Raw genomic sequence first — 11,919 nt, forward strand, 5'->3', positions numbered from 1 at the left:
AACCCCCTAACCAGAGATGTTCCATGACCGCTGTAGTTGACACCCTAGAACAGGAAAGCTGGTTCCACAGAAACCAGCAGCGCATCGCGCCGTGGCTGTTTCTGGCTCCGGGCCTGCTGTTCTTCTTGGTCTATGTGATCATCCCGGTCTTTCAGTCCTTCAACCTGTCTCTTTACGAGTGGGATGGGCTGGGAGCCGCCGAATATGTAGGCATGCGCAACTACGAGGATCTGTATTGGGAATGGGTCGACCGTGACGCATTCTACATTTCGCTCAAGAACAACCTGATCTGGTTGGTCCTGTATCTTGCTGCAATTCCCGCAGGCCTGTTCATCGCACTGTTTCTGAATCAGACGGTCTGGGGCATACGGCTCTATAAGTCTTTGTTCTTCTTTCCGTTCGTCATCTCTCAGGTTGTTGTTGGCCTTGTTTTCACATGGTTCTACGACCCGACATTCGGATTGTTGAACGAATTCCTAGGTTTATTCGGTATGGGCCCGCTGAATGTGTTGGGCGACGAACGGTTCGTTACCTATGGCATCATCTTCGCAGGGCTCTGGCCGCAAACCGCCTATTGCATGATCCTCTACCTCACCGGCCTGAACGCCGTTGACCCCGAGCAAATCGAGGCCGGACGGCTTGACGGTGCAAAAGGTGGGCGGATGCTGTGGCACATCATCCTGCCGCAACTGCGACCCGCGACGTTCATCGCTTTTGTCGTAACCATCATCGGTGCGTTGCGCAGCTTTGACCTGATCTCGATCATGACACAGGGGGGGCCTTTTGGGTCGTCCCGTGTGCTGGCCTATTACATGTTCGAAGTCGCCCTGTCCGAATACGGTTTCCGCATGGGATATGGAGCCGCCATCGCGGTGATCCTGTTCCTCATCATGCTCTGCTTCATCGCCTATTTCCTGTGGTCGATGTATCGCGAAGAAAAGGGGCACTGAGATGTTTCCCAAACCCATCGAAAAACAACCCCGCGCGGCCCAGATCACCTATCAGGCGATGCTGCCTCTGGCGCTGTTGCTGTGGCTGGGGCCGTTGCTGGCGGTCGCCCTGTTCTCGGTCAAACCGGCGGCAGACTTCACCAACGCGAACTATTGGGGCATGCCGTCCAGCTTTGAGGGCGCTTTCAACTATGGGCAGGTCTTCTTTAATTCAGACATGCCTCGATATTTGCTGAACTCATTCCTGATCACCGTACCCACCGTGATCGGAGCCGTGGCGCTCAGCTGCATGACCGGATTTGCGCTTGGAATCTACAAGTTCAAATCGAACCTTTGGATCTTCTTCATGTTCGTGGCGGGCAACTTTGTCCCCTTCCAGATTTTGATGGTCCCCGTACGCGATCTGACTTTGGAACTGGGCCTCTACAACACCAAAACCGGGCTTGTTCTGTTCCATATCGCCTTCCAGACCGGCTTCTGCACACTCTTCATGCGCAACTTCATCCGCGCCCTACCCTTCGAACTCATCGAGGCGGCGAGGGTTGAAGGTATCAGCGAATGGCGGATTTTCTGGTATGTGGTCCTACCGCTAATGAAGCCCGCAATTGCCGCGCTCAGCGTGCTGATCTTCACCTTCATCTGGAACGATTATTTCTGGGCGGTTGTCCTGACCCAAGGCGCCGAAAGTCAGCCCGTGACCGCCGGGATCACCAGCTTCAACGCCCAATTCCGTGCCGCCTATCAGCTGATGAGTGCCGGTTCAATTGTGGCAGCCCTACCACCTGTTGCCATGTTCTTCCTGATGCAGAAACACTTTATCGCGGGCCTGACCCTCGGTGCTGTAAAATAACGCCAAACCAGAGGTTTACCTCATGACCAAGATCACCTTTGTAGGTGCGGGTTCCACGATCTTCATGCAGAATATCGTGGGCGACGCCCTGCTCACCCCTGCCCTCGCCGACAGCCATTTTGCGTTGATGGATATTGATCCGGTGCGCTTGGCCGAGAGCGAGGCTGTGGCCAAGGCCATGATCCGATCAGTCGGCACGGGTGCGACCGTCGCGACCCACACGGATCGCCGCGCGGCGCTGGACGGCGCGGATTTCGTGATTACTGCCTTTCAGGTCGGCGGATATGAGCCGTGCACTGTGACTGATTTCGAAGTCCCGAAACAATACGGCCTGCGCCAAACCATCGCTGATACGCTGGGTGTAGGCGGTATCATGCGCGGCCTACGTACTGTGCCCGTTCTGTGGGGTGTCGCGCAGGACATAATGCAACTCTGCCCCAATGCGACGCTACTGCAATACGTGAATCCGATGGCCATCAATACCTGGGCTTTGGCCGAGCATTTTCCCGCACTAAAGCATGTGGGTCTGTGTCATTCTGTCCAGAACACAGTCGAGGAACTGGCGCATGATCTGGATCTGCCCAAGGCGGATATTCGCTACAAAGTTGCAGGCATTAACCACGTCGCCTTCTTTCTCAAACTCGAGCATGAGGACCGCGATATCTATCCTGCTCTGCGACAGGGCTATCAAGCCGGGCACCTGCCCAAGCCTCCGCTTCTCATGCCTCGTTGTCCGAACAAAGTCCGGTACGAAGTGATGGATCATCTCGGTTACTTCTGCACCGAAAGTTCCGAGCATTTGGCAGAATACGTTCCTTGGTTCATCAAAGACGGACGCAATGACCTGATCGAACAGTTCAGCATACCGCTGGACGAATACCCGACCCGCTGCGTCGAGCAGGTGGCCAATTGGAAGGACCAAGCCAAGACACTGACCGATGGTCGGGATATCGAAGTAACCCGAAGCCACGAATTTGCCGCCGACCTTATGAACGCAATCGTGACAGATACGCCTTACACAGCTTACGGCAACCTACCGAATACGGGTCAAATTCCGCAACTGCCGCTTGGAGCCGCGGTTGAAACTCCGTGTCTAATCGACGCAAATGGCGTCCAACCTTCAGTGGTTACGGATATCCCGCCGCAGCTGATCGCTCTGATGCGGACCCAGATCAACGTGCAAGAGTTGACGGTTCGTGCACTGACCGAAGAGAACCCAGAATACATCTATCACGCCGCCATGATGGATCCCCATACTGCGGCGGAGTTGGATCTGCGCCAAATTCGCAGCCTCGTCACCGATCTGCTTTCCGCCCATGGCGACTGGCTACCCGATTGGTGCCAATCAGCCCGTGCGGCCTGATCTTCATTTATTCGAAAAACAATCAACTCCATCGCAAGCCAGACAGACAGAGCCAAAAATGACCAAAAAACGCCGTTCTCAACATTGGTACGGAAAACTTGACAAGGACGGGTTCATTCATCGGTCGTGGATGAAGAACCAGGGCTTTCCGGACCATGCGTTCGACGGACGCCCCATCATTGGCATTTGTAATACATGGTCAGAACTGACGCCCTGCAACTCGGGCCTGCGTGACCTGGCCGAGGGTGTCAAACGGGGTGTGTGGGAGGCGGGCGGCTTCCCTGTCGAATTCCCGGTAATGTCGCTGGGCGAGACTCAGATGAAGCCCACCGCCATGCTATTTCGCAATCTGCTGGCGATGGATGTTGAGGAATCCATCCGCGCCTATGGTATCGACGGCGTTGTCCTACTGGGGGGATGTGATAAGACCACACCCGGGCAGCTGATGGGGGCAGCCTCGGTCGATTTGCCTTCCATCGTGGTCAGCTCAGGCCCGATGCTGAACGGTAAGTACCGGGGTCAGGATATCGGCTCGGGCACGGATGTCTGGAAGTTTTCCGAGGCGGTTCGTGCCGGAGAAATGACCCTGCAGGAATTCATGAGCGCGGAATCCGGCATGTCGCGCAGCGCGGGTGTATGCATGACCATGGGCACCGCTAGTACCATGGCCTCGCTGGTTGAGGCGATGGGCATGTCTCTGCCCACCAACGCCGCCCTGCCCGCCGTTGATGCCCGTCGCATGGCACTGGCGCATCTGACCGGCAAACGAATTGTCGAGATGGTGGACGAAGACCTCAAACCCTCGGACATTCTGACCAAGGAAGCCTTTGAAAACGCCATTCTCGCCAATGCGGCCGTCGGAGGATCAACAAATGCGGTGGTTCACCTGTTGGCACTGGCAGGGCGCGTGGGCGTCGATCTGACGTTAAAAGACTTTGAAATCGGGTCAGAAATCCCACTGCTAGTCAACTGCATGCCCTCAGGCAAATACCTGATGGAGGATTTCTGTTATGCGGGCGGCGTGCCAGTGGTTCTGAGCGAACTCAAACCTTTCCTGCGCCCAGCTAAAACGGTTCTGAACAAGGATATCTCGGCGTATTATGAAGGCGCTGAATGTTTCAACACAGATGTCATTCGCCCCTTCGACGATCCGGTAAAACCCGCCGCTGGCCTGCGGGTTCTGCGCGGAAATCTTGCGCCCAACGGGGCGATCGTGAAACCTTCGGCGGCCACAGACGCACTGTTGGAAACCGAGGCAGAAGCATATGTTTTCGAGAGCATCGAGGACCTTAAAGCAAATATCGACCGCGACGACCTGCCTGTCACACCCGAGACCATTCTGGTGCTCAAAGGCTGTGGCCCCAAGGGCTATCCGGGCATGCCGGAGGTTGGGAACATGCCGATCCCGGCGAAGCTGGTCAAAGAAGGTGTGCGCGACATGATCCGTATCTCGGACGCGCGCATGTCGGGCACAGCCTTCGGCACGGTGATCCTGCATGTTAGCCCTGAGGCGCAGGCCGGTGGTACACTCGCCTTGGTCAAAACTGGTGACCGCATCCGAGTGTCCGCCAGCAAAGGCGAACTGGAACTGCTGGTTGACGAAAAGGAACTGGACGTCCGCCGCGCCCTGTGGCAACCGGACGATCCGCATTACACGCGTGGATATGCGAAACTCTATATCGACCACGTGCTGCAAGCCGATCAGGGCGCCGACCTTGATTTCCTTGCGGGCAAAGACACGCGCCTCGTGACGAGAGAGAGCCACTGATGGATCAACCAGCTACATTTCAAGACCTGCGCGGTGCATCCGTATACATTACCGGCGGTGGATCGGGTGTTGGCGCGGCACTAACCGATGGCTTCATGGGCCAAGGTGCAAATGTTGCCTTCATAGGTCGTTCCGATGCGAGCGCTTTCGTCGAAGAGATGCGTGACAAGCATGGCCGCGCACCGTTCTTCCTGCAGGGTGACATGACCGATACCGAGTTGTTGCATGCCACCATGGCCAAAGCAGCCGAGGCCCACGGCCCGCTGAAAGTGCTGGTCAACAACGCGGCCAACGACAAGCGTCACTCGCTTGAGGAAACCACTCCCGATTTCTGGGACTGGATGATCGAGGTGAACCTCAAAGCTTATTACTTTGCCTGTCAGGAAGCCGCGCGGCAGATGAAAGACAACGGCGGGTCGATCATCAATTTCAGTTCAATCAGTTACATGATGGGGAATGCAGGCTATCCGATCTACACCAGCTCAAACGCGGCAATCACTGGAATGACGCGTTCTTTGGCGCGCGAGCTTGGGCCACAAAAAATCCGCGTCAACGCATTGGCACCCGGATGGGTTCTGACGCAGAAACAGCTGGACATGTGGGCAACGCCCGAAGATCTGGCCGCGCATTTGGATCGCCAATGCCTGAAAGAACATCTAACGCCCGAAGACATGATCGCACCAACCCTGTTTCTGGCCTCAAGCGCAAGCCGTGCCATGACGGGTCAATGCATGGTTGTCGACGGCGGCGTTGTGGTAACGGGGTAACGCTATGAATGTTGAGTGGATCGCTGTTGACTGGGGTACCTCTCATCTGCGCGTCTGGGCCATGCAGGGAGAAAGAGTGATCGCTCAGGCGGTTTCGCAGGATGGTATGTCGCGCACGGCTGGGGGAGATTTTCAGGCAGCCCTGTTGGCTCTGATCAAAGACTGGCTGCCTGAGAAGCCAGTAGACGTGATCGCCTGCGGAATGGTTGGTGCGCGCCAGGGCTGGGTCGAGGCGCCCTATTCCGCCGTGCCGTCCGAGCCAATCCCGGTCGTACCCTTCCGCGTTCCAAACACCGATCCGCGTATTCGGGCCTTCGTAGTTCCAGGACTAAAGCAGAACAGCCCCCCCGATGTGATGCGCGGTGAAGAGACTCAGATCGCAGGGTTCCTCAGTGCGCATCAGAATTGGGACGGTGTGATTTGCCTGCCCGGCACGCATACAAAATGGGCCCAGATCAGTGCTGGTGAAGTCGTCAGTTTCCGAACCTTTATGACCGGTGAGATGTTTGATCTGCTGCGCGGGCAATCCGTTCTTCGGCATTCAATTGATGATGGATGGGACGAAGCAAGCTTCATTGACGCTGTGGCGGATACGCTGTCGAAACCTGAACAGCTTGCTGCGCGACTCTTTGGATTACGGGCGGCTGACTTGCTGCATGGTCAGAATAAGAACATCGCGCATGCCAGTCTTTCGGGCTTCCTGATAGGTGCAGAGCTTGCCGCATCGCGGCCCTATTGGCTGGGTCAGCAATTGGCAGTCATCGGCTCGGAAAGTCTAACCAAGGCCTACGCCACCGCACTACAGCAACAAGGCGCATTGGTCGAAACCGTTGACGCAACCGCGACAACACTTGCGGGGCTGGCACAGGCCCGCACACTCACGAGGCAAACCGCATGAGCCGTCCCATAATCGCCATCTTGCGCGGGCTGACACCTGATGAGGCGGGGCCTGTCGGGCACGCGTTGGTGCAAGCGGGTATTGACCGGATCGAAGTACCGCTGAATTCACCCGATCCTCTGGAAAGCATCCGTATCCTAGCCTCGGATATCGGTGATCGGGCACTTATTGGCGCAGGAACTGTGCTTACCCCTGATCAGGTTGATGCGGTAGCGGACGCTGGCGGCAAACTTATCGTTTCACCGAATTGCAATGTATCGGTAGTCCAACGTGCTATTGCACTTGAATTGCAAAGCTGGCCAGGCGTTTTCACCCCGACCGAAGCTTTCACGGCCCTACAAGCTGGAGCAACTGGGTTGAAATTGTTCCCCGGGTCGATGGCTGGCCCCTCAGGCTTGGCCGCAATGCGGGCCATACTACCACCTGACACGCAGGTATATGCCGTCGGTGGCGCGGGCCCAGAGAATTTTGATCAATGGATCAAGGCCAGTGCCGATGGCTTCGGGATTGGCTCAGCGCTTTACAAGCCTGGCATGTCTGTTGCTGAAGTATCAGACCACGCCCAGCAGATCGTGGCAGCCTATGACGAGTCAACGAAATGAGCCACGTTTACGATGATCGCCCCTGCGAATTGGGTGAAGGACCATTGTGGCACCCGGAGCGAAAACAACTCTTCTGGTTTGACATTCTTAGCAATCGCCTGATGTCCAGAGAAGGCAACCAAGCTCGGGTCTGGGAATTTGAAGAACATGTCTCCGCCGCTGGTTGGCTCGACAACGAAACCCTGCTGATCGCATCAGAGACAGGTCTGTGGCGATTTGAGCTGGGTAGCCACGCCAAGGATTTGATTGTTCCGATTGAGGCCGACAACCCGGTGACTCGATCTAATGACGGCCGCGCCGATCCTTGGGGCGGGTTCTGGATTGGCACCATGGGCAAGAATGCTGAAAAGGGCGCCGGATCGATTTACCGGTATTGGAAAGGTGAGCTAAGGCCATTGGTTCGGGATGTGACGATTTCGAACGCGATCTGTTTCGCGCCTGACCGCGCCTGTGCCTATTACAGCGATACTTTGACCAAACAGGTCATGCGCTGGGAACTGGATGCGGAGACTGGCTGGCCCATCGGCGAAGCCGCCGTGTTCCTTGACCTGCAAAGCGACGGCTTGAACCCGGATGGGGCTGTTGTCGATAGCACCGGCAATATCTGGATCGCTCAATGGGGTGCAAGCCGAGTCGCGGCCTATACGCCAGCCGGTCAATTCTTGAAATCAGTCCATTTCAACGCCAAACACACGTCGTGCCCGAGTTTTGGTGGCAACGATCTGACAACGCTGTTTTGCACCTCCGCCCGACAAGGGCTTGAAGCCGACACACTGACAAAAACACCAACAAACGGCATGACCCTCGCCGCCGCAAATGTTGGCGAAGGTCAAGCGGAGCACAGAGTTATCATATGAAGCCAGAACTTGGCGTCTGCTATTACCCTGAACACTGGCCCGAAGAGAATTGGGCCAAAGACGCGTCACGCATGATCGAGACCGGCCTGACCTGGGTCAGGATCGGAGAATTTGCTTGGAGCCGGATGGAGCCCACTCCGGGCGATCTACAGTTTGGCTGGTTGGATCGCGCGATTGAAACCCTGGGCGCCGCGGGCTTGAAGATTGTGCTGGGCACACCGACGGCAACTCCGCCACGTTGGATGCTAGACAAGTATCCCGACATACTGGCCATGGACACCAATGGTGATCCGCGCAAATTTGGCTCGCGCCGGCACTATTGTTTTAGTCACGCAGGCTATATCAGCGAATGCACGCGGATCGCGCAGATTATAGGTCAACGTTATGGCCGTAACCCGCATATCGCGGCGTGGCAGATCGACAACGAATATGGCTGTCACGATACGACAATCAGCTACAGCGACGCCGCTTTGAAAGCGTTTCGCCGCTGGCTCGCGGATCGCTACAGCTCGATCGATGCACTGAACACAGCATGGGGCAATGTGTTCTGGTCGATGGAGTATAATAGCTTCGATCAGATCGAGTTGCCGAACCAAACCGTGACCGAGCCGAACCCAGCGCATGTCTTGGCGTTTCGCAGGTTCAGTTCGGATCAGGTGGTGGTGTTCAACAAAGCCCAGGTCGACGCGCTGCGCCCGCTGACGGATGCACCATTGTTGCACAATTATATGGGTCGCGTGCTGGAATTTGATCATTTCGATGTCGGGAATGATCTCGATATCGCCACATGGGACAGCTATCCGATTGGCTTTCTGTCGGATCGTCTGGAAGCGGATGAGGCGCACAAAACCGCGTTTCTGCAGCAGGGCGATCCCGATATGCAGGCCTTTCACCACGACCTCTACCGCGCTGTGGGTCATGGCCGCTGGTGGGTGATGGAGCAACAACCGGGTCCGGTAAATTGGGCCCCATACAACCCAGCCCCCCTGCCCGGTATGGTGCGCCTGTGGTCGCTTGAGGCCGTGGCACACGGAGCCGAAGTTATTAGCTACTTCCGCTGGCGACAAGCACCGTTCGGTCAGGAACAGATGCATGCTGGCCTGATGACCCCAAATGGCCACGACGCACCCGGATTGGCTGAGGCGCGCCAAACTGCCATTGATCTGGCTACACTGGGCGAGGTCCATCCGGCACGCGCGCCTGTAGCGATTGTGTTCGACTATGCGTCGGACTGGGCATGGTCCACGCAGCCTCAGGGTGCCGGATTCGACTATTTCAAGTTGGTGTTCTCAGCCTACCGCGCATTGCGACGAGCCGGATTGTCAGTGGACTTTCTTTCTCCGTCTATGGTCGGCGAAAAGCACTACAACCTGATCCTCGCACCGGGCGTAGCCGTGCTGGGCGATCTGGAACAGCGGCTGATACAGGGTTGTGATCTGGCCATTCTGGGTCCGCGTAGCGGAGCAATCACGGAAGACTTTCAAATCCCTCGCGAAGGGCGTCCCGGCCTTGACTATCTTGATACTCATGTCGACCTGATCGAAACGCTACCACCCAGCGTGGTCCGCACCGTCGACGGGGGTGGCAAGTCGGAACATTGGGTTGAACGTTTGTCGGGTGGAGCCAAGACCCTGCTAACATTCACCGATGGCACGCCAGCTCTCCATGGCGAAGCAGGGCTTTGGTATCTGGCCGGATTCCCGGATGAGGCGCTTTGGGAGCGGGTGATTACGATGGCTGCTCAGGACACCAATCTTGTGCTCCACCCAATGCTACCGGGACTACGACGGCGCGAGACGCAGTCGCATGAGGTATTGATCAATTACAATGCGCATCCGGTTTCGTGGAACGGCCTTCAGATCGAAGGTTGTGATGTCCTGTTTAGGAAAAACGGCTCATATCAACGTTAATATAGATACCGCTAACATAACCTGATAGAGGGCATGGCGCAGGACATGGCTCCAACAGGTTGCGACAATGAATTACACCCGTTCAGACTTTCCCGATGGCTTCCTATTTGGGGCGAATGCCCCTGCTGAAATGGCCACAGGGTTAGATATGTACCGCATCCCAATCCGTTGGATTGATATCCTGCCAGATGGTCGCACACTTGATACTGATGCGTTGGATCAGTGCGAACAGCGGATCGATCAAATTCTGTCTCTGAACCTCCGGCCATGTGTGGTGCTAGATCATTCAGAGTTACCCCCAGCACTGGAAGACATTGGCGGCTGGTGCAATCGAGAAATAGCCGCATATTTCTCGGCTTTCGCTGAAACAATCGTGGCGCGGATGGGCGATCGCCTATTCAAGGTCTCAACATCGTGCCTGAGGACAAAAAACCAAGGCAGCCCACGCATCGAAGCGCGCAGTCTGCACCATCAACTGCTTGCTCAAGGCGCTGCTCGTCAAGAAATGCGCAGCTATGGTTTGACCAACCTAGGCGCAGAGCTTGAACCAGTCTTGCTCGCTTCAATTCTGAACGCGAAGTACCCCGAGGTGCTGCTGGACCGAGTGGAGAATTACCTTCCCGACAACTGGTCAGATGATTTAGCGACCATCGCAGAACCGATTGACTGGCTCAGCGTGACAGTAAGTCAGGACGTCGATGTTGACACCGTGCTGAACATAATTCCTGAACACAAAAAGCCATTGCCGGTTTTCATCAATGTGGCTTCGAATGATGCTTCAGACCTGACCTATGGATTGGATGCGATACACATCGCTCTGAAACAGGGCAGCTTGATTCAAGGGGCTTTCTTTGAATGCGAGAGTAGCAGCACAGCCGATGCGCTTCAGCTACTCCTGAATGTTGGCAGCCAGCCTGCGCCATGGGTTCGCCCCAAAGGAGGGCTACACGCGCATTGGAACCTTGTTGCCGATATCGGTGGCACCAATACAAGACTTGGCGTCGTGACTGAGGGGGAACTGACTGATCTTCGCAAGCACCCCACCGGGACCGTCAGCGATCTGCAGGAGGCGCTTCATGAATTATGTGACGAAGTTGGCACCCAACCGCGCGCGGTTGTCGCCGCAGGTGCAGGACCTGTTAAGAATGGCACAATTCGTCTGACCAACGCCAATCTAGATCTCTCTGAGGGCGCTCTGGCCAAAGCCACAGGCGCGCACCACACCTATGTCATAAACGATTTCACAGCAGCTGCTTGGTCAGTTGCCGAAATTACCCAGAATGATGTCGAAGTTCTGCAGGGTGAGGCGTCACCGCCTCTAGGGACGCGCTTGGTCGTCGGGCCGGGGACAGGATTGGGTGTAGGCGCCCTGCTCTACTCCGAGGGTCATTTTCACACTGTGTCTGGCGAGGGGGGCCATATGGGTCTATCGCCGCGCCATCTGGATGAGGTCGAGGTTTTTAACGCCGCACGTCAGATCGTACCAGAGTGTTTCTTCAGTGATACGCTGGCCATCGAAGCCGAGATGTTTCTAAGCGGCACCGGGCTGCCGGTGCTTTATCAGGCGATTGGGATGACTGAAGGTCAGCACAATGTCGCCATGCGTTCAGCAAAAGACATTCTTCAGGATGCGCAAGACGGCTCTGATGCCTGCGCGGTAAAAGCCGCTCGTATGTTTACCGAACATCTGGGTGCACTTATGGGAGACCTTGCCGTCGCCCTGACGCCTACAGGTGGGGTGTTTCTAGTTGGAGGGGTGGCTGAAAAGAACCGTTGGTTGTTCGGCCAGGATTTTCTACGTGCATTCAACGCTGGCGGACGTTTCGATGATTTGCGTAAAGCGATGAACTTGTATGTTTCGGAACAGGATGAATTTGGCATTGTTGGCGCTAACAATTTCTGTAAGAATGCGCTCGCACGTTAAACTAACCACGCCTTTTCTGAACAACGAAGG

At 56.1% G+C, this 11,919-nt stretch carries 10 protein-coding genes; all 10 read left to right on the top strand.

All coding sequences use genetic code 11. The features are described 5' to 3' along the window. The first annotated feature begins 23 nt into the window (after window positions 1-23). The 10 genes from ACR0KN_RS11870 to ACR0KN_RS11915 all read left to right on the top strand — a co-directional run bounded on the left by ACR0KN_RS11870 (window position 24) and on the right by ACR0KN_RS11915 (window position 11,889). On the top strand, window positions 24-950 hold the full coding sequence (locus ACR0KN_RS11870; RefSeq protein ID WP_480653728.1) for a carbohydrate ABC transporter permease: 927 nt from the start codon (window positions 24-26) through the stop codon (window positions 948-950). Between the two features lies 1 nt (window position 951). Further along, a complete protein-coding gene (locus ACR0KN_RS11875) occupies window positions 952-1,800 on the top strand; it encodes a carbohydrate ABC transporter permease (protein ID WP_170475148.1) in 849 nt (282 codons plus the stop codon). 22 nt (window positions 1,801-1,822) lie between these two features. After that, window positions 1,823-3,163: an alpha-galactosidase gene (melA, locus tag ACR0KN_RS11880; protein ID WP_480653730.1), complete on the top strand. Its 1,341-nt coding sequence runs from the start codon at window positions 1,823-1,825 to the stop codon at window positions 3,161-3,163. 58 nt (window positions 3,164-3,221) lie between these two features. Continuing rightward, entirely contained in the window at window positions 3,222-4,931 is a 1,710-nt protein-coding gene (locus ACR0KN_RS11885) for an IlvD/Edd family dehydratase (RefSeq protein WP_480653732.1), read from the top strand. Next, window positions 4,931-5,698, top strand: a complete 768-nt coding sequence (locus ACR0KN_RS11890) for an SDR family NAD(P)-dependent oxidoreductase (RefSeq protein ID WP_260026920.1) — start codon at window positions 4,931-4,933, stop codon at window positions 5,696-5,698. The genes ACR0KN_RS11885 and ACR0KN_RS11890 overlap by 1 nt, the downstream gene beginning before the upstream one ends. Before the next feature lie 4 nt (window positions 5,699-5,702). Then, window positions 5,703-6,596, top strand: a complete 894-nt coding sequence (locus ACR0KN_RS11895) for a 2-dehydro-3-deoxygalactonokinase (RefSeq protein WP_480653734.1) — start codon at window positions 5,703-5,705, stop codon at window positions 6,594-6,596. Then, window positions 6,593-7,198, top strand: coding sequence for a 2-dehydro-3-deoxy-6-phosphogalactonate aldolase (locus ACR0KN_RS11900; protein ID WP_170544084.1), 606 nt, complete (start codon window positions 6,593-6,595; stop codon window positions 7,196-7,198). The genes ACR0KN_RS11895 and ACR0KN_RS11900 overlap by 4 nt, the downstream gene beginning before the upstream one ends. Then, a complete protein-coding gene (locus tag ACR0KN_RS11905; RefSeq protein WP_170544082.1) occupies window positions 7,195-8,055 on the top strand; it encodes an SMP-30/gluconolactonase/LRE family protein in 861 nt (286 codons plus the stop codon). Before ACR0KN_RS11900 ends, ACR0KN_RS11905 begins: the two co-directional genes overlap by 4 nt. Beyond that, window positions 8,052-9,965: a beta-galactosidase gene (locus tag ACR0KN_RS11910; RefSeq protein WP_480653737.1), complete on the top strand. Its 1,914-nt coding sequence runs from the start codon at window positions 8,052-8,054 to the stop codon at window positions 9,963-9,965. Before ACR0KN_RS11905 ends, ACR0KN_RS11910 begins: the two co-directional genes overlap by 4 nt. Before the next feature lie 67 nt (window positions 9,966-10,032). Continuing rightward, window positions 10,033-11,889 carry a family 1 glycosylhydrolase gene (locus tag ACR0KN_RS11915; RefSeq protein ID WP_480653739.1) on the top strand — a complete coding sequence of 619 codons (1,857 nt, stop codon included), beginning with the start codon at window positions 10,033-10,035 and terminating at the stop codon, window positions 11,887-11,889. Window positions 11,890-11,919 lie beyond the last annotated feature (30 nt).

This window comes from Ruegeria sp. AP7, from assembly GCF_056539905.1.

Bases quoted from the DNA above. Each gene is read 5' to 3' on its own strand.
- ACR0KN_RS11870 (WP_480653728.1), top strand. From the start codon at position 24: ATGACCGCTGTAGTTGACACCCTAGAACAGGAAAGCTGGTTCCACAGA.
- ACR0KN_RS11910 (WP_480653737.1), top strand. From the start codon at position 8,052: ATGAAGCCAGAACTTGGCGTCTGCTATTACCCTGAACACTGGCCCGAA.
- melA (WP_480653730.1), top strand. From the start codon at position 1,823: ATGACCAAGATCACCTTTGTAGGTGCGGGTTCCACGATCTTCATGCAG.
- ACR0KN_RS11915 (WP_480653739.1), top strand. From the start codon at position 10,033: ATGAATTACACCCGTTCAGACTTTCCCGATGGCTTCCTATTTGGGGCG.
- ACR0KN_RS11900 (WP_170544084.1), top strand. From the start codon at position 6,593: ATGAGCCGTCCCATAATCGCCATCTTGCGCGGGCTGACACCTGATGAG.
- ACR0KN_RS11905 (WP_170544082.1), top strand. From the start codon at position 7,195: ATGAGCCACGTTTACGATGATCGCCCCTGCGAATTGGGTGAAGGACCA.
- ACR0KN_RS11890 (WP_260026920.1), top strand. From the start codon at position 4,931: ATGGATCAACCAGCTACATTTCAAGACCTGCGCGGTGCATCCGTATAC.
- ACR0KN_RS11895 (WP_480653734.1), top strand. From the start codon at position 5,703: ATGAATGTTGAGTGGATCGCTGTTGACTGGGGTACCTCTCATCTGCGC.
- ACR0KN_RS11875 (WP_170475148.1), top strand. From the start codon at position 952: ATGTTTCCCAAACCCATCGAAAAACAACCCCGCGCGGCCCAGATCACC.
- ACR0KN_RS11885 (WP_480653732.1), top strand. From the start codon at position 3,222: ATGACCAAAAAACGCCGTTCTCAACATTGGTACGGAAAACTTGACAAG.